This window comes from Sphingomonas sp. GC_Shp_5, assembly GCF_026540855.1.
Lineage (GTDB): Bacteria > Pseudomonadota > Alphaproteobacteria > Sphingomonadales > Sphingomonadaceae > Sphingomonas.
Genome location: NZ_JALNUP010000006.1, coordinates 133,033 through 149,313 on the forward strand (window position 1 = coordinate 133,033; position 16,281 = coordinate 149,313).

The following is a 16,281-nucleotide window of genomic DNA, read 5'->3' on the forward strand; positions in this document are numbered from 1 at the left end:
GGCGCGTTTTGAGCGGCAATCACCTCCAGCGGAGACCATCATGCTCGCTTCCTTCCTCATGGGCCTCGTCGGCGGCCAACGCGCCATGACTCCGCTCGCCACCGTTGCCATCGCCGCCGCCCGTGACGAGCTGCCCGCCGACAATGGCGCCCCCAAGCTCCTCGCCCATCCAGTGGTCGCCGCCGGCGCGCTCGCGCTCGCCGTTGCCGAGATGGCCGGCGACAAGCAGAAGACGGCGCCCGACCGCATCGTCCCTATCGGCCTCGCGGCGCGCTTCGTCACCTCGGCGATCGCCGGCGCCGCGCTGTCCTCGCACAAGCAGCGCTGGCTTGGCGCGGCGATCGGCGGCGCCACTGCGGTAGTCGCCTCCTACCCGGGCTGGCGTGCCCGCATGGCGGCGCTCGGCCGTTACGGCCAGACGCCGACCGGCTTCGTCGAGGATGCCGCGGTGGTTGCCGGTGCCGCCGCGATCACGCGCAACGCCGCCACGCTCGCCGCCGTCTGAGCTGATCGAGGACGAGGGCTGCTCGCCCTCGTCCTCGAGACCTAGAAGCGCGTCCGCAGCGTCACGCCATAGGTGCGCGGCTCGGCGAGGAACGAGGTGAAGATCTGGTTCCCCACTGCAAAGCTCGGGGCACCAAACCGCTGCACCTGCGCCTGGCTGCCCGCGCCCTGGAATGGCGCGTTGAACGCTACCTGCTGATATTGCGTGTTGGTGAGGTTCTGCCCCCACACCTCCAGCGCCCAGGACTGTTTGGGCCCGCGGATGCCAATGCGGGCGTTGAGCAGGAAGAAGCCATCCTGCTCTTTTTCGATGAACTTGTCGGACCCGGTGTTATAGTCCGAGGTCAGCCGGCCATCGACGTAGAACAAGGCGCTCAGCCCCGACGAACCGATCGGCGGCGACCAGCTTGCCGATGACGTCACGACATGACGCGGCGCGTTGGACAAGTCGCTGCCCGAGAGCAGGAACAGCGCCGCATCAAGCGCCTCGCCGCTCTCGCTGCCCACCAGATTATGCCGGAAGCGGGTGTCCGACAGCGTATAGCCAAGGCTGATCGAAACGTCGCGCGCCGGGAACACGCCCGCCTCGAGCTCGAAGCCCTGGCTGAGCACGCCATAGCCGGTCTTGCCAGTGCAAGTGCCGGTAGCCGAGCTGTTGTCGCCATCCGCGCCGTTGAGGCTGTCGCCGCAGGAGGTGAGGTTCTGGACGATGTAGTTGGTGCCATTGAAGGTGTTGAGCTGGAAGTTCTTGAACTCCTGGCGGAAGCCAGCAGCGTTGAAGGTGAACTGCGGGCTGGTGTATTTCAGCCCCACTTCATAGGCGTTCACCGTCTCGGGATCGAAGCGCAGCCGGCTGGCGCTGGCGTTGGTCGGCGACGTGAACACATTGGCCGATAAGTCCGAACGATCGAGGTTGTACCCGCCCGCCTTATAGCCGCGCGAATATGAGGCGTAGAGCAGCAGGTCGGACACCGGCTTGTACGAGATGACGCCGGTGCCGGTGAACTCGCCCTCACTGATCCTGTCCTGAAGATCGAGCGCATTGAGCGCCGAGGTTGAATTGCCGGTGCAGGTAAGCGTGATGATGCCGCCGAGCAGCGATTGTAGCGAGGCGAATGCCGGATTGGCCAGGAACGGGCTCAGCGCCGCCTGCTGGGCGGGGCACACGGTGTTGTTGTTGTTGAAATCGGCGTGGAAGTCTTTGCGCTCATGGGTGTAGCGCAAGCCGCCGGTAATGCTCAGCTTGTCGGTGATCTTGAAGATATTGTGGGTGAAGAAGGCGTAATTCTCGCCATCCTGATAATAGGTCGAGCGAGTGTCGCCGAGGTCGTTGAGCGTCGACAGCCGAGTGACGCCCCCGATCACGATCGGCGCGGCAGCCCCCAGCGAGGCTGTCAGCGCCGCGCGCCCGGTCGGGCTCAGGCAACCAGGGGCACTCGGATTGCGCAGCACCGCCGCCGGGTTGATCGTGGCGACGACCCGGCAGGCGGCGAACGCGCCATATTGGGTGCCGAACTTGAGGTTGTCGGCGACGACGATGTCTTCCTTGGAATAATAGCCGCCGATCAGCCAATCGAGCTTGCCGCCGAACGCCTCGCCGTTGAGCCGCAACTCTTGGCTGAAAGTGTGGAACTGGCGATAGCTGTTGCCGTCGTCGGGCCGATAGCCGATGTCGAGATTGCCATAGTCGATGTCAGAGGCGCCGCCCGACTTATACTCGCGATAGGCGGTGATCGAGGTCAGGGCGGCGCCGCCGAAATTCCAGTCGAGCTGCGCCGATCCGCCATAATCCTTGGTGACATTGGCATAGTCGCGGCCGGGGGTGAAGGCGATCTGGCGATTGTACGGATCACCGGCGCTCGGGAAGATTGCCCCCAGCGACTGCATCACCTGGACGATACGATTGCCCGCGGGATTGATGGTGAAATCGCCCGGCACGCCCGGCGTGGGATCAATCTTTTCGCGCAAGTCGGTGTAGACCGCGCCGCAGCATTTCTCGTCGCGGCGGGTATAATCGCCGATCAGCCGCAGCGAGATGTCCGGCGTCGGCTCGAACAGCAACTGGCCGCGGACGAAGTAGCGATTACGATCGTTATAGTCGGTGTCGTTGACGACATCGCGGTAGAAGCCGTCACGCTTGCTGGCGACGCCGTCGATCCGGAACGCCAGTTTGTCCTTGATGATCGGCCCGGTGATGCCGATCGCCGAGCGCAACGCATCGTAATTGCCATAGCTGACCTCGGCATAGCCGCCGAACTGATATTGCGGCAGCTTGGTGATGACGTTGATCGTGCCAGCGGACGCGTTACGGCCCGACAGCGTGCCCTGCGGTCCGCGCAGCACCTCGATCCGGTCGACTTCGCCCAGATCGTTGAGCCCGGAGCCGGTGCGGCTGCGGTAGACGCCGTCGATGAACACCGCGACCGAACTTTCGAGCCCGGGATTGTCGCCGACGGTGCCGATACCGCGAATGCGGGCGGAGGCATTGGCCTCCGAGCCGGTCGACGACACCAGCAGTGACGGCGTGAGCTGCGTCATCTGGCGGATGTCGGTGGCGCCCGAATTCTGCAGCGCCTCGGTGCTCACCGCCGAAATCGCGATCGGCACGTTGGAGAGGCGCTCGGCACGGCGCGTCGCGGTGATGATGATATCGTCGTTATAATATCGGGTACGGTCGGTCGCGACGGGCTGCCCCTGGTCGACAGAGGCATTGGCGGCAGCGCCCGGCGTACTGGCCTGCGCCTCGGCCTGCGTTGTCGCCGCATCGGTCGGTTGCTGAGAGGGTGCCTGCTGTGCGAGGGCAGGTGCCGCAATCGCGATGGTCGCGGCGGATAGCAGATACGCGGTCAGGCGCATGATGGTCCTCTCCCTGGTCGAACCCTGTTTTTGAACTTCGGGTTTCTTCAGGAAGCTAGGATCGCCCCTGCGTCAGCGTCCAATTATTTCGCCGCGTAACCGCATTTTCCAAAACAGTGTATCCCATACGCAACACCGGGCCTGTTGCCAGACCCGGTGTTCGAATCGCGTTGTCGCTGCGCCTGGGAAGCCGGATGGCGGCGCAGACTTACTTGGGCGCGAGCACCATGAGCATCTGCCGGCCTTCCATGCGTGGATAGGCCTCCACCTTGGCGATCTCGGTGACCTGCTCGGCGACGCGCTGCAGCACCGCCATGCCGAGCTGGCCGTGGCTGAGCTCGCGACCGCGGAAGCGCATGGTCACCTTGACCTTGTCACCCTCCTCGATGAACTCGGCGACCTTCTTCATCTTGGTGTCGTAATCGTGATCGTCGATGTTCGGACGCATCTTGATCTCCTTGATCTCCTGCGTCTTCTGCGACTTGCGGGCGAGATTCGCCTTCTTCTGCGCCTCGTACTTGAACTTGCCGACGTCGAGGAACTTGGCGACGGGCGGATCCGCATTCGGCGACACCTCAACCAGATCCAAGCCGATTTCCTGCGCCTGCGCCATCGCCTCGCGCGTGTACATCACGCCAAGATTCTCACCCTCATGGTCGATCACGCGGACCTTGGGGCTGACGATCCACTCGTTAAAGCGGGGACCATTCATTGGCGGCGCCTGATTGGGTCGGCGCATCATGGGAGGACGTATGGGTATTGCTCCTGTGGTGGTTAAGGCCGGTATATAGTGTTTCGGCAGCCGTTTTAAAAGGATGTCGGTGGGTGTGCGCCAACCTGGGTTGAAGTGAGCACACCGTCGCCCCTCCCCTGCGTCATCCCGTGTCACACAGGGATGACGCAGGATCCGTCGCGATCAGCGCAGATCGGGGGCCAGCGCCTCCTGGCGGAGCTGCTCTGTCACCGCGGCGAGGCTGAGCATTTCCTGGCCCTGGCTGCCGAGTCGCCGCACCGCCACGGTGCCCTCCTCGGCCTCGCGCTTGCCCACAACCAGCAGGTTGGGAACCTTGGCCAGGCTGTGCTCGCGCACCTTATAGTTGATCTTCTCGTTGCGCAGGTCCGTCTCCACCCGCAGCCCCGCCTTGCGCAGCTCGGCGGCGACCTCGAGGGCATAATCGTCCGCGTCGGAGACGATCGTCGCCACCACCACCTGGACCGGCGCCAGCCAAAGCGGGAAGCGCCCGGCGTGATGCTCGATCAGAATGCCGATAAAGCGCTCGAACGTGCCGAGGATGGCGCGATGAAGCATCACCGGGCGATGGCGGTTGCCGTCTTCGCCGACATAGCTCGCGTCGAGTCGCTCGGGCAGCACGCGGTCCGACTGGATGGTGCCGACCTGCCAGGTGCGGCCGATCGCATCGGTCAGGTGAAATTCGAGCTTTGGCGCATAGAAGGCGCCCTCGCCCGGCAGCTCCTCGAACTTGGCGAGGATGCCCTCGCTCAGCTGCGAGGTGAGCACCGCCTGGCGCAGCTCGTCCTCTGCCTGGTCCCACATCGCGTCGTCGCCGAAGCGCTTGTCGGGGCGCAACGCGAGCTTGATCGCATAATCCTCGAAGCCGAGATCGCGATAGACACTGTCGAGCAACTCGCAGAACTGCTGCACCTCGGCGACCAGCTGATCCTCGCGGACGAAGATGTGAGCATCGTCCTGGGTGAACTGGCGTACCCGCATGATCCCGTGCAACGCGCCATGGGGCTCGTTACGGTGGCAGCAGCCGAATTCGGCCATGCGGATCGGCAGGTCGCGGTAGCTCTTGATCCCCTGGCGGAAGATCAGCACGTGCGCCGGGCAGTTCATCGGCTTCAAGGCCATAAGATCGGCGGTGCCGCTGAAAATCGCCGCGTCATCCTCAGTGCCGGGAATCTCGTCCGGCACCACGAACATGTTCTCGCGATACTTACCCCAATGGCCGGACTGCTCCCACTGGCGCGCGTCCATCAGCTGCGGCGTCTTCACTTCGGCATAGCCTGCGGCATCGAGCCGGCGGCGCATATAGGCCTCCATCGCCCGCCACAGGATATAGCCCTTGGGGTGCCAGAACACCGAGCCCTGCGCCTCGGGCTGGAGGTGGAACAGGTCCATCTCCGCGCCGATCTTGCGGTGATCGCGCTTGGCCGCCTCTTCCAGGCGGAACAGGTGCTGGTCTAGCTGCTTCTTGGTGAGCCAGCCGGTGCCGTAGACGCGGCTCAGCATCGCGTTGTTCTGGTCCCCGCGCCAATAAGCGCCCGACACGCGGGTGAGCTTGAACGCGGCGGGATCGAGCTTGCCGGTCGAGGGCATGTGCGGCCCGCGGCACATGTCGAGCCACTCGCCCTGTCGATAGATCGTCAGCTCCTCGCCTTCGGGCAGCTCGGCGGCCCATTCGGCCTTGAAGCGCTCACCCTGCGCGTTCCAGCGATCGATCAACTCCTGGCGCGTCCACACCTCGCGTACGAACGGCTCGTTGCGGGCGATGATGGCGCGCATCTCGGCCTCGATCGCAGGCAGGTCGTCATCGGTGAACGGGCGATCCTTGCCATCGATCTTGGGCGGCGCGAAATCATAATAGAAGCCGTCCTCTGTCGCCGGACCGAAGGTGATCTGCGTGCCCGGGAACAGATGCTGCACCGCCTCGGCCATCACATGCGCGAAATCGTGGCGGGCGAGCTCAAGCGCATCGGCTTCGTCGCGCATCGTGATCAGCGCGAGATCCGTGTCTTTCTCGAAAGGGCGAGACAGATCGCGAACCTCGCCATCGATCCGAGCGGCGATCGCCGCCTTGGCAAGGCCGGGGCCAATGGCGGCGGCCACGTCCGCCGGGGTAGTCCCCGGGGCTACCTCGCGGACGGAACCGTCGGGCAGCGTGATGCGGAACATGGCGGACATGACAGGCTTTCATTGGGTGAAAGGAGGCGCGGCTTATGCCGTCGCCGCCGTCATATAGGCAAGCGGTGCGCGCGCGTCATCCCGGCGTTACGCGGCGGGTGGCGGATGTGGTCACGCGATCCCGAACGGCACCACATGGTTCGCCTGGCTATGCCCGATCTCCGCCCGCCCGAGATAAGGCACGCCGAGTTCCCGGCACCAGCGATCCATCATGAACTCCAGCGTCTCGCCCCATTCGGGTTCATTGGGGGTGATGTCGTTGACGATCCCCAGCCGCACTCCCGCCAATCCCTTGAGCTGGGTGGCATGAGCCATGTGGAACAGCAGCCGGTCGATATTGTACATCGCCTCGGACACCTCCTCGATCAGCAGCACGTGATCGGTGAGGTCCGGCAGCCATGGCGTGCCGATCAGCGCGCCAAGGATCGAGAGGTTGAACGCCGCCGCCGGCCGCCCGTCGAGCCCTGGTTCCAGCCCCTGACGGTCGCCTCGCGCCAGCCAGCCGAGCGAACGCGCGACGGTCGCATCGCCGCCCTTGCGGCGGATGTCGCTCGCCATCGGCCCGTGCGCCGGCCGGCCGATCCCGCGCGCGTAAAGGGCGCCGAGCAGGAACCCCATGTCCGAATAGCCCAGATACGCCTTGTGCCGCGCCGCCGCCCCGAGCTGCGGCATCACCGTCGAGAGGATGCGGTTGGAGCCATAGCCGCCCCGCAGGAACCAGATCGCGTCGAATCCGGGATCGTTGGCATAGTCGAGAAACGCCGCCGCCCGGCGCGCGTCCGATCCGGCGAAATGGCCGTCGACCTCGAAACATTGCGGGTGGAAGACGAGATCGACCTCGGGATAGGCTAAAGCCGCGAACGCGCTGACCGGAGCGACGACGTCGTGATTGCCGATGCTCGCCAGCGCGAGAATGCCGATCTTCACTCCGATTATCCCCACATTCGTCCGCCGGCAGCGGCTACCGGGCCCGACAATCCACACAGACCTTGCCCGCCGCCGCCCGTCTCGACTAGCCCGGCACCATGCAGATCGGCAACCTCGCGAACCGCCCTTGTTTCTTCGTCGGTATCGGGGGCTCAGGGATGATGCCGCTCGCGATGATCCTCGCCGGCCGCGGCGCCCGGGTGTCGGGCTCCGATCGCAACCTCGATAGCGGCCGCGTCCCTGCCAAGTTCGACGATCTCGCCGCCAGGGGTATCGCTTTGTTCCCGCAGGACGGCAGCGGCATCACCAGCCCGGGCCAGCTCGTTATCGCCTCGGCCGCGGTGGAAGACAGCGTCGCCGACATTGTTGCCGCGACCCGCCTCGGCTGCCAGCGCGCCACCCGCCCCGAGCTGCTCTCGGCCTTGTTCAACGACAGCCGGCTGCCGATCGGCGTCGCCGGCACCAGCGGCAAATCCACCGTGACGGGCATGATCGGCTGGATCCTCCACGCCTGCGGCCGCGACCCGACGGTGATGAACGGCGCGGTGATGAAGAATTTTGCGACCGCCGATGCGCCGTTCGCGAGCGCCTTGATTGGCAACGGCGAGGCATTCGTCAGCGAAGTCGACGAAAGCGACGGCTCGATCGCGCATTACCGCCCGCGCATCGCCGTGCTCAACAACGTCAGCCTCGATCACAAGGGGCTGGACGAGTTGCGCACGCTGTTCGCCGGCTTCATCGCCAAGGCCGAGACCGCGATCGTCAATATCGACAATGATGAGGCGGCGCTGCTCGCACGGCAGCGTCCGGCGGCGCAGATCACCACCTTCGGCATCGCCCGAGACGCGGATTTCACCGCGCTCAACCTCGTCGAAGCGCCGTTCTCGATAGGCTTCGATCTGGCGGTCGGCGGCAATCCGCCGATCCCCGTCCGCCTCCAGGTTCCCGGGCGGCACAATGTCGCCAATGCCCTGGCCGCGATCGCCGCGTCGGTCGCGGCCGGTGTGCCGCTGACGGAGGCCACCACCGCGGTCGCCGGTTTCACCGGCTTGCGCCGCCGATTCGATCTGGTCGGCGAGGCCGGCGGCGTCGCGGTGATCGACGATTTCGGCCACAACCCCGACAAGATCGGCGCCACGCTGGATACGCTCCATGCCTTTACTGGTCGGCTGCTGATGCTGTTCCAGCCGCACGGCTATGGCCCGCTCAAGGTGATGCGCCACGACCTGGTCGAGGCACTGGCGGCGCGCATGGCTCCTGACGACATCCTCGTCCTGCCCGATCCGGTCTATTACGGTGGCACCGTCGCGCGCGAGGTGACCAGTGCCGACATCGTTGCCGACCTCCGCGCGGCAGGCCGCGATGCCCGCTATGTCGCCGATCGTGCCGCCGCCGCCGCGCTGCTGGTCGCCGAAGCACGTGCCGGCGACCGGATCGTCGTGATGGGCGCGCGCGACGATACGTTGAGCCTGCTCGCCGCCGAGATGCTCGCCCGGCTCGGCGAGGGTGGCGCCGGGGCAACGACCTGATATGCTCGGCCGTGCTGAAGCACGGAGTACAGCCATGTTGCGTCGCCTGTTCCTCGATCACCCCCAGGCCGTTGGCGAAAGCTATGGCGAGCATCTGGCGACCGCCGGTCGCTTCGGGTTGGCGATGGTCGTCGGCGGTGGTGCTTGCCTGATCCACGCCGTCCTGCCTGCCGCCTTCAAGACCACCGGGAGCAGCACCGTCGCCGAGCTCCATCGACAGATGGTCGCCAAGCGCGGCGCGGTGAAGGCCGATCAGCTGCAGATGCGGACGGTCGACTTCGTCATCTGATCGGCTGGGGAACGACCATCGCGGCGTCGCGATCGCCGATTCGCGACGCGCGCAGATGCTCGAGCCCGGCATAGTTCCGGCGCACAATCTCCAGCGGGTCGACCGGGCCGGCAAAGCGCAGCCCATAGGTGCTCGCCGACTTCCACATCACGGTGCCCGGCATGTCGAGGCCATTCGCCTTCAGCGTCACCCGCATGCCCAGCCGCAACCCGGAGATGCAACGTACCTTGGCGCCATCGCGCGAGATGTTGGCGATGATCACGGGATACAGGTCGGACTGCACGGCCAGCTGGCCGCCGAAGTGGGTCGGAAACCGCTGCGCCGCACGTGCGTCGCGCGAGGCCGGCGTGCTTGATAGCGACATATTACCTCCATGCAGAGACATGTGCCATCGACGAAGCTAATCTGCATTAGTTCCAAAGTGGACGCAACAATCGAAGTTAATGAAACCCTTCCACTTTTTCTTTGGTGCGGGCGGAGGATCTTAGAGGGGTTAGCCGCGGAGTGGTTCTCGTGCCCGCGCTTTGCTTCTACAAGCGCCGGATGACCGACATTCCCCGCCCTCGCCTCGCCTATCATCTCACCGCCGGCGCCGGGCCGACGATCGTGTTCCTGCCCGGCTATGCCTCCGACATGAACGGCACCAAGGCGGTGGCGCTGGAGGCCTGGGCCAAGGCGGCGGGGCGCGCCTACCTGCGCTTCGACTATGCCGGCTGCGGGCAGAGCGAGGGCGTCTTCGAGGAGCAGAGCCTCGCCGATTGGCGTGACGACGTGCTGGCGATGCTCGACGATGCCGTGCAGGGCCCCGCGATTATGGTCGGATCCTCGCTTGGCGGCTGGCTGATGCTACTCGCCGCCAAGGCGCGCCCCGAGCAGGTCGTCGGCCTGGTCGGCATCGCCCCTGCACCGGATTTCACCGATTGGGGGTTCAGCATGGACGAGAAGATGGTGATCCTCTCCAGCGGACGGCTCGAGCGCGCCAACCGCTACGGTCCGGCCCCCACCGTCTACACCCGCGCCTTTTATACATCGGGCGAGGCCAACCGGTTGATGTTCGGGCCGATCGCCTTCGACGGCCCCGTTCGCCTGGTGCAGGGCCAGGCCGATCCCGACGTGCCCTGGCACCGCACCTGCCGCCTTGCCGAGCTGATTCGTTCAGCCGATGTGCAGACCTGGCTGGTCAAGGACGGCGACCACCGCCTGTCGCGCGCTTCTGATATTGCGCTCGTCATCCGCGCGGTCGAGGATGTGATTGGCCAGTTATGATCAGCCTGCTGCTTGCCGCCGCCGCCCTGCAATCGACCCCGGCGAAGCGCCCGGTCGATACGGGCCCGGCTGACCCGCGCGAGGCGCGCTATGAGCGCTGCGTCGATCTCGCCACCCGCGATACCGCCGCCGCCCGCACCGAAGCATCGCAATGGGGCGCCACCGGCGGCGGCTGGTTCGCGCGCCAATGCGCGGGCATCGCCTATACACGCGACGGCCAATATCCCGCCGCTGCTACCGAATTCACCGCCGCCGCCCGCGCCGCCGAGCTCGCGCACGATGCCCGCGCCGCCAATTACTGGGCGCAGGCGGGCAATGCCTGGCTGGCCGCAGGCGAACCCGCCAAGGCCCGCACCGCGCTAGACACCGCGCTGGTCGCCGGCACCCTGACCGGTCTGTCGCTGGGCGAGGCACAGCTCGACCATGCCCGTGCGCTGGTCGTCGCCGGCGAGATCGGCGCCGCCCGACGCGATCTCGATCTCGCCCTCACCAACGCCACCGCCGATCCGCTCGCCTGGCTGCTGTCGGCGACGCTCGCGCGCCGGATGGGCGACCTGCCCCGTGCCAAGAAGGACATCGCCGAGGCGCTCCGCCGCTCGGCAGACGACGCTTCCGTCCAGCTCGAGGCCGGCAACATCGCCGCCACCGCGCACGACGAGGCCGGTGCCCGCACCGCCTGGGCCGAGGCGGCACGACTATCGCCCAACAGCGACGTCGGCCGCCACGCAGTCGATGCGCTGCGGCAGTTCGATACCCCGCCGCCGGCGGGTCCTGTCCCGGCAACCGCGCCGCCGCCCCCGTCTTCGCTCAAGTCTCCGCCGACCTCTCCCCAAGGCCGCTAAAACCTGCCACCTCGGCTGGCAGCGCTGCGGCTCAGTCCCTAGGTAGCAGCCGGCCACCAGAGGAACCTGCATGAAATACCTCCACACCATGATCCGCGTCACCGATCCCGACGCGACCATCCGGTTCTTCGAGCTGCTCGGCCTCAAGGAAGTACGCCGCATGGATAGTGAGCGCGGCCGTTTCACGCTGATCTTCCTCGCCACCCCCGACGCGATCCGCCAGCCCGGCGAACGCGCCGACGCCGAGGTCGAGCTGACCTATAATTGGGATCCGGAGAGCTACAGCGGCGGCCGCAACTTCGGTCATCTCGCCTATCAGGTCGATGATATCTACGAGACCTGCCAGCGGCTGATGAACGCCGGCGTCACCATCAACCGTCCGCCGCGCGACGGCCACATGGCGTTCGTCCGTACCCCCGACGGCATCTCGATCGAGCTGCTCCAGGATGGCGTGCTCGAGCCCGCCGAGCCCTGGTCGTCGATGCCCAACACTGGCGAGTGGTGACATGCTGGAGATCGTCCGCGTCCCCGTGCTGAGCGACAATTACGCGTGGCTGCTCCACGATGCCGCCTCGGGAGAGACCGTCGTGGTCGATCCCGGCGAGGCGGCACCGGTGCTGGCGGCGGCATCGGCAAGGAACTGGACGATCGACGGGGTGTGGACCACGCACTGGCATCCCGACCACACCGGCGGCAACGACGCGATAAAGGCGACCGGCGCACGGATCACCGGTCCCGCCGCCGAGGCCGCCAAGATCCGCAGCCTCGATGTGCTGGTCGGCGAGGGCGATACCGTGACGCTCGGCGATCACGTCGCACGGGTGATGCAGGTGCCGGGGCACACCCAGGGCCACATCGCCTTCCACTTTGCCGACGATCGCGCGATCTTCACCGGCGACACGTTATTCGCGATGGGATGCGGGCGATTGTTCGAAGGCACGCCGGCCGACATGTTCGCCAACATGCAGCGCTATGCGGCGCTGCCCGATGACACCCAGGTCTATTGCGGACACGAATACACCCAGTCGAACGGCCGCTACGCCCTGTCCGCCGAGCCCGGCAACCAGGCGATCGTCGATCGCATGGCGCAGGTGGATGCCGCACGCGCCGCCGGCGAGGCGACGATTCCCACCACCATCGGGCTGGAACGGGCAACCAATCCGTTTCTCCGCGCCGCGACCGTCGAGCAGCTTGCCGAACACCGCCGTGCCAAGGATAATTTCCGCGGCTAAACCGGCGGTCGTGCGTTGGGCCATTGGAGGTCGACCATGCGCTACCTGATTGTTCCGTTGCTCGCGATGCTGGGCGCTTGCACGTTGACGCCGGCGCAGCAGGCCGCCGTTGCCCGGTCGGATGCAGCCAGCCAGCAGGGCCTGGCCAAGGAACTCGCCGGGCTGGAGCCGGGCCAGCCGGTATCGTGCCTGACCAACTACCGCTCGCGTCAGCTCAAGGGCTATGGCTCGACCTTGGTCTATGTCGAAGGCCGAAACCTCAAATATCGCGTCGAGGCGCCGGGCTGCGAGGGCGTGGCGCGCGGCGACATTCTCGTCACCGTGTCACCGACCGGGCAATTGTGCAGCGGCGACATCGCACGCACCGTGTCGCAGACCTCGCGCATCCCGAGCGGCGGCTGCGGGCTGGGTGAGTTCACCCCCTATCGCAAGCCGCGCTCGTGAGCCCGCTTCTCAAGCGGGGCCTGACCTTCGCCGCGCTGGCGCTGGCGCTGGCGCTCGCCGCCAACAAGTCGAATCCGCTCGCCGGCCGCGTTGCCGGCGCGCCGGTCGAATGCATCAGCCTGGCTCCCGGCGCCACCAACGGCCCGCAGATCGTCGACGATCACACCATCCTCTATCGGCAGTCGGGCAAGCGGATTTGGCGTACCGGCCCGGTCGGCACGTGTCCCGGGCTGCGCCCGCTCGCCACCATGATCGTCGATGTCTACGGCAGCCAATTGTGCCACAACGATCGCTTCCGGACGATCGAACCGGGGATGAGCATCCCCTCGGCCTCATGCCGGCTCGATCGCTTCACGCCCTACGACAAAAAATAGCGGGTATCCCGCATCCGTCATCCCAGCGGACGCTGGGATGACGGTTGACAGCTATAGACCTACAGCACGAACCGGCTGAGATCGGTGTTCTTGGCGATGCTCGCGAGCTGCCGATCGACATAAGCGGCATCCACCGTCACCGGATCGGTGCGATCCTCGGCGTCGAAGCTCACTTCCTCGAGCAGTTTCTCCATTACCGTCTGCAGGCGCCGCGCGCCGATGTTCTCGACCTGCCCGTTCACTTCGGCGGCGATCCGCGCGATCGCGGCGATGCCATCGGTGGTGAAGTCGATGTCGACGCCCTCGGTGGCGATCAGCGCCTTATACTGCGCCGGCAGCGAGGCTTTGGTGTCGGAGAGGATCGCGATGAAATCCTCCTCGGTCAGGCCCTTGAGCTCGACGCGGATCGGCAACCGCCCCTGGAGCTCAGGCAACAGGTCGGAAGGCTTGGCGACATGGAAGGCGCCGCTCGCGATAAACAGGATATGGTCGGTCTTCATCGGCCCATATTTCGTCGCCACCGTGGTGCCCTCGATCAGCGGCAGCAGGTCGCGCTGCACGCCCTCGCGGCTCACCGAGCCGCCCCGCACGTCGCTGACCGCGATCTTGTCGATCTCGTCCAAGAACACGATGCCGTTGGCCTCGGCATCGGCGAGCGCGGTGCGGCTCACCTCGTCCTGGTCGAGCCGCTTGTCGGCCTCCTCCTCGACGAGCTTGTCCCACGCCGCGCGCACCGTCACCTTGCGCCGCTTGAGCTGCTGGCCGCCGCCGAACGACTTCATCATCTCGGAGATGTTGATCATCTGGGCGCCGCCGCCAGGCACCTCGAACGGGGTCTGCGGCGCCTGCTCCAGCTCGATCTCGATCTCGGTCTGATCGAGATGGCCGTCGCGGAACCGCTGCTTGAACGATTCGCGGGTCGCCTGGCTTGAATCCTTGCCGACCAGCGCATCGAGCAGCCGCGCCATCGCGGCGTCCTCGGCCTTGTCCTTCACCGCCAGGCGGCGGCGCTCTTTCTCCAGCCGGATCGCCTCTTCGACGAGGTCGCGCGCGATCTGCTCGACATCACGGCCGACGTAGCCGACCTCGGTGAACTTGGTCGCCTCAACCTTGACGAACGGCGCGTCGGCGAGCTTCGCCAGCCGCCGGCTGATCTCGGTCTTGCCGCAACCGGTGGGCCCGATCATCAGGATATTCTTGGGCGTCACCTCGTCGCGCAGGTCGGCGGACAACTGCTGCCGCCGCCAGCGGTTGCGCATCGCCACCGCCACCGCCCGCTTGGCGTCACGCTGGCCGATGATGTGTGCGTCGAGCGCGGCGACGATCGCCTTGGGGGTCAAATTCTCGTTCATTCTACCTCATGCCCCGGCCACACCGGGCGTAGTGTCCGTCATCCCAGCGAACGCTGGGATCTCGTGCCGCAAGAAATTTTCGTATCAACATGGAGCCCCAGCCTTCGCCGGGGCGGCGGCGGGTCAGTTCACCGAGTCCATGGTTTCGATCGTCAGCCGGTCGTTAGTGTAGACGCACACCTCCGCCGCGATCCCCATTGCCTTGCGGCACAAGGTCTCGGCGTCGGGTTCATAGTCGACCAGCGCGCGCGCTGCGGCGAGCGCGTAATTGCCGCCCGATCCAATCGCGGCGATGCCCGCCTCGGGCTCGAGCACGTCGCCATTGCCGGTGAGAATCAGCGTCACCTCCTTGTCGGCGACGATCATCATCGCCTCGAGGTTGCGGAGGTATTTGTCGGTGCGCCAGTCCTTGGCGAGCTCCACCGCGGCGCGCATCAGCTGGCCGTGGTGGCGCTCGAGCTTGGCCTCGAGCCGCTCGAACAGGGTGAACGCATCGGCGGTGGCGCCCGCGAAGCCGCCGATCACCGAGCCGTCGCCCAGCCGGCGCACCTTGCGGGCATTGGGCTTCATCACCGTCTGCCCCATCGATACCTGGCCATCACCGGCGATGACGACCTTGCCTCCGCGCCGGACCGAAAGAATGGTGGTGCCATGCCAGACGGGCATGGCGTGTGGATCATTTCCGTTCATGGCCGGCATATGGGTGGCGCCTTGGCCAGTTGCAAAGCCCCTCGCCGCTACGAGGGGGGGCAGCGCAGTCAGCGCTCCACGCCGCGCGCCTTCCCCCAGCTGCGCGCCATGGTATAACCGAGGTAGCCGGTCCCGAAGAGTGCGTAGAGCGGCTCGGGGATGCCGTTGAGGTAGGCCGTCATCCCGTGCGCGATCGCCGCCGCCGCCGCCGGCCGCACGGCGGCGATCATCCCCATCGGGATCGACCATAGCAGCAGCGCATACATGACGTAGAGGAACGTCGGCCGAGCCCGACGCGTCCAGGCGTCGATATTAGCATCCGGCGCCTCGATTTTGAGCAGTTCGATCTTCGCCGCCTCGCGCGCCGCCGGATCGGCCACCACCCGATCGATCAGCGCCGCCGCGGCAGGTGCGCCCCCAGGCATGATGATCATCGCCCCCTCCTCCGCACAGACACTTGTTTAACCGATCCGGTTGGCAAGCCAGCCATAGAGGAAAGCCTCGTTCGCTGGGCGCCGCTCGGCCAGCGCGAGATAGCGCTCGCCCTGCAGTGCCTCCATCGCCTTGATCAGAACCCGCCCCGCGCCCGCGCCACGGCGGGCCATGAACGCATCGAGCGCCGCCAGCGTGCGAGTGCCCACCGCCCCATCCAGCGGCACGTCGGGGTAATCCGCTGCGCCGCGATTAAGGGCATTGAGCGCACGCTGCAGGAAGGTCGCCGCCACTGCCGGCCCCATATTGACGCCGGTGTCGAACAGTTCGGCGGCAATATCGAACGAGCGCCGCGCCACCTGATCGAATCCTGGTCGCAGCCAGTACATTCGGCGATAGATCGCCACCGCATCGTCGCGCGGCAGGCTGCGCATCGCCCCGGCATAGCCCTGTGCCCGCGCCACCGCGACGGTGATCCCCCAATTGGTCTCGCCGCCCTTGTCCGCGGGATGATTGGCATAGCCGCCTTCCCGGTCGATCACCTCGTCGATCAGCTGCTCGATGGTCATGCCCGCCTCCCTGCTCAGAAAGCAAGCGAACCATAAAGGTTTGCTGTAG

Annotated in this window: 18 protein-coding genes; 9 read left to right on the forward strand and 9 right to left on the reverse strand. The window is 66.2% G+C overall.

The features are described 5' to 3' along the window. Positions 1–40 precede the first annotated feature (40 nt). Positions 41–505 (forward strand): DUF4126 domain-containing protein, encoded by a 465-nt coding sequence (locus tag OXR60_RS06915; RefSeq protein ID WP_267395065.1) that lies wholly within the window; start codon positions 41–43, stop codon positions 503–505. Between the two features lie 41 nt (positions 506–546). Here OXR60_RS06915 and OXR60_RS06920 read toward each other — a convergent pair whose 3' ends face one another. The 4 genes from OXR60_RS06920 to OXR60_RS06935 all read right to left on the reverse strand — a co-directional run bounded on the left by OXR60_RS06920 (position 547) and on the right by OXR60_RS06935 (position 7,201). Further along, positions 547–3,360: a TonB-dependent receptor gene (locus OXR60_RS06920; protein ID WP_267395066.1), complete on the reverse strand. Its 2,814-nt coding sequence runs from the start codon at positions 3,358–3,360 to the stop codon at positions 547–549. Positions 3,361–3,568: 208 nt separating this feature from the next. Then, positions 3,569–4,102 (reverse strand): translation initiation factor IF-3, encoded by a 534-nt coding sequence (gene infC, locus OXR60_RS06925; protein WP_267395067.1) that lies wholly within the window; start codon positions 4,100–4,102, stop codon positions 3,569–3,571. Between the two features lie 174 nt (positions 4,103–4,276). Beyond that, positions 4,277–6,286 (reverse strand): threonine--tRNA ligase, encoded by a 2,010-nt coding sequence (thrS, locus tag OXR60_RS06930; RefSeq protein ID WP_267395068.1) that lies wholly within the window; start codon positions 6,284–6,286, stop codon positions 4,277–4,279. Positions 6,287–6,397: 111 nt separating this feature from the next. Continuing rightward, a complete protein-coding gene (locus OXR60_RS06935; RefSeq protein WP_267395113.1) occupies positions 6,398–7,201 on the reverse strand; it encodes an LD-carboxypeptidase in 804 nt (267 codons plus the stop codon). A gap of 110 nt (positions 7,202–7,311) precedes the next feature. On the opposite strand from OXR60_RS06935, the gene OXR60_RS06940 reads away from it, so the two are divergent. Then, a complete protein-coding gene (locus OXR60_RS06940; protein WP_267395069.1) occupies positions 7,312–8,742 on the forward strand; it encodes a Mur ligase family protein in 1,431 nt (476 codons plus the stop codon). Positions 8,743–8,776: 34 nt separating this feature from the next. After that, entirely contained in the window at positions 8,777–9,031 is a 255-nt protein-coding gene (locus tag OXR60_RS06945; RefSeq protein ID WP_267395070.1) for a DUF6356 family protein, read from the forward strand. Here the strand turns inward: OXR60_RS06945 and OXR60_RS06950 are convergent. Next, positions 9,024–9,395: a PilZ domain-containing protein gene (locus tag OXR60_RS06950; protein ID WP_267395071.1), complete on the reverse strand. Its 372-nt coding sequence runs from the start codon at positions 9,393–9,395 to the stop codon at positions 9,024–9,026. The genes OXR60_RS06945 and OXR60_RS06950 overlap by 8 nt on opposite strands. 179 nt (positions 9,396–9,574) lie before the next feature. Between OXR60_RS06950 and OXR60_RS06955 the strand changes: the two genes are divergently transcribed. From OXR60_RS06955 to OXR60_RS06980, 6 genes are all read left to right on the forward strand, one after another. Beyond that, complete coding sequence (locus OXR60_RS06955) at positions 9,575–10,297, forward strand: alpha/beta hydrolase (RefSeq protein ID WP_267395073.1); 723 nt, start codon at positions 9,575–9,577, stop codon at positions 10,295–10,297. Continuing rightward, positions 10,294–11,139 carry a hypothetical protein gene (locus tag OXR60_RS06960; protein ID WP_267395074.1) on the forward strand — a complete coding sequence of 282 codons (846 nt, stop codon included), beginning with the start codon at positions 10,294–10,296 and terminating at the stop codon, positions 11,137–11,139. Before OXR60_RS06955 ends, OXR60_RS06960 begins: the two co-directional genes overlap by 4 nt. A 70-nt stretch (positions 11,140–11,209) precedes the next feature. Continuing rightward, positions 11,210–11,644: a VOC family protein gene (locus tag OXR60_RS06965; protein ID WP_267395075.1), complete on the forward strand. Its 435-nt coding sequence runs from the start codon at positions 11,210–11,212 to the stop codon at positions 11,642–11,644. A 1-nt stretch (position 11,645) separates the two neighbouring features. After that, on the forward strand, positions 11,646–12,371 hold the full coding sequence (gloB, locus tag OXR60_RS06970; RefSeq protein ID WP_267395076.1) for a hydroxyacylglutathione hydrolase: 726 nt from the start codon (positions 11,646–11,648) through the stop codon (positions 12,369–12,371). A gap of 36 nt (positions 12,372–12,407) precedes the next feature. Further along, on the forward strand, positions 12,408–12,815 hold the full coding sequence (locus tag OXR60_RS06975; protein ID WP_267395077.1) for a hypothetical protein: 408 nt from the start codon (positions 12,408–12,410) through the stop codon (positions 12,813–12,815). Beyond that, complete coding sequence (locus OXR60_RS06980; protein ID WP_267395078.1) at positions 12,812–13,189, forward strand: hypothetical protein; 378 nt, start codon at positions 12,812–12,814, stop codon at positions 13,187–13,189. The genes OXR60_RS06975 and OXR60_RS06980 overlap by 4 nt, the downstream gene beginning before the upstream one ends. A 59-nt stretch (positions 13,190–13,248) precedes the next feature. Here OXR60_RS06980 and hslU read toward each other — a convergent pair whose 3' ends face one another. The 4 genes from hslU to OXR60_RS07000 form a co-directional block, all read right to left on the reverse strand. Next, positions 13,249–14,541 carry an ATP-dependent protease ATPase subunit HslU gene (gene hslU, locus OXR60_RS06985; RefSeq protein ID WP_267395080.1) on the reverse strand — a complete coding sequence of 431 codons (1,293 nt, stop codon included), beginning with the start codon at positions 14,539–14,541 and terminating at the stop codon, positions 13,249–13,251. A gap of 123 nt (positions 14,542–14,664) precedes the next feature. Next, complete coding sequence (gene hslV / locus OXR60_RS06990) at positions 14,665–15,231, reverse strand: ATP-dependent protease subunit HslV (protein ID WP_276046667.1); 567 nt, start codon at positions 15,229–15,231, stop codon at positions 14,665–14,667. A gap of 68 nt (positions 15,232–15,299) precedes the next feature. Beyond that, positions 15,300–15,665, reverse strand: a complete 366-nt coding sequence (locus OXR60_RS06995) for a 3TM-type holin (RefSeq protein WP_267395082.1) — start codon at positions 15,663–15,665, stop codon at positions 15,300–15,302. Positions 15,666–15,692: 27 nt separating this feature from the next. Beyond that, positions 15,693–16,232 (reverse strand): glycosyl hydrolase 108 family protein, encoded by a 540-nt coding sequence (locus OXR60_RS07000; protein WP_267395083.1) that lies wholly within the window; start codon positions 16,230–16,232, stop codon positions 15,693–15,695. Between the last annotated feature and the right edge of the window lie 49 nt (positions 16,233–16,281).

Excerpts from the sequence above, each read along its gene's own strand:
- OXR60_RS06960 (WP_267395074.1), top strand. The coding sequence starts at position 10,294 with ATGATCAGCCTGCTGCTTGCCGCCGCCGCCCTGCAATCGACCCCGGCG.
- thrS (WP_267395068.1), bottom strand. The coding sequence starts at position 6,286 with ATGTCCGCCATGTTCCGCATCACGCTGCCCGACGGTTCCGTCCGCGAG.
- infC (WP_267395067.1), bottom strand. The coding sequence starts at position 4,102 with ATGATGCGCCGACCCAATCAGGCGCCGCCAATGAATGGTCCCCGCTTT.
- OXR60_RS06940 (WP_267395069.1), top strand. The coding sequence starts at position 7,312 with ATGCAGATCGGCAACCTCGCGAACCGCCCTTGTTTCTTCGTCGGTATC.
- hslV (WP_276046667.1), bottom strand. The coding sequence starts at position 15,231 with ATGAACGGAAATGATCCACACGCCATGCCCGTCTGGCATGGCACCACC.
- OXR60_RS06915 (WP_267395065.1), top strand. The coding sequence starts at position 41 with ATGCTCGCTTCCTTCCTCATGGGCCTCGTCGGCGGCCAACGCGCCATG.
- OXR60_RS06995 (WP_267395082.1), bottom strand. The coding sequence starts at position 15,665 with ATGATCATCATGCCTGGGGGCGCACCTGCCGCGGCGGCGCTGATCGAT.
- OXR60_RS06965 (WP_267395075.1), top strand. The coding sequence starts at position 11,210 with ATGAAATACCTCCACACCATGATCCGCGTCACCGATCCCGACGCGACC.
- OXR60_RS06920 (WP_267395066.1), bottom strand. The coding sequence starts at position 3,360 with ATGCGCCTGACCGCGTATCTGCTATCCGCCGCGACCATCGCGATTGCG.
- OXR60_RS06950 (WP_267395071.1), bottom strand. The coding sequence starts at position 9,395 with ATGTCGCTATCAAGCACGCCGGCCTCGCGCGACGCACGTGCGGCGCAG.
- hslU (WP_267395080.1), bottom strand. The coding sequence starts at position 14,541 with ATGAACGAGAATTTGACCCCCAAGGCGATCGTCGCCGCGCTCGACGCA.
- OXR60_RS06975 (WP_267395077.1), top strand. The coding sequence starts at position 12,408 with ATGCGCTACCTGATTGTTCCGTTGCTCGCGATGCTGGGCGCTTGCACG.
- OXR60_RS07000 (WP_267395083.1), bottom strand. The coding sequence starts at position 16,232 with ATGACCATCGAGCAGCTGATCGACGAGGTGATCGACCGGGAAGGCGGC.
- OXR60_RS06955 (WP_267395073.1), top strand. The coding sequence starts at position 9,575 with ATGACCGACATTCCCCGCCCTCGCCTCGCCTATCATCTCACCGCCGGC.
- gloB (WP_267395076.1), top strand. The coding sequence starts at position 11,646 with ATGCTGGAGATCGTCCGCGTCCCCGTGCTGAGCGACAATTACGCGTGG.
- OXR60_RS06945 (WP_267395070.1), top strand. The coding sequence starts at position 8,777 with ATGTTGCGTCGCCTGTTCCTCGATCACCCCCAGGCCGTTGGCGAAAGC.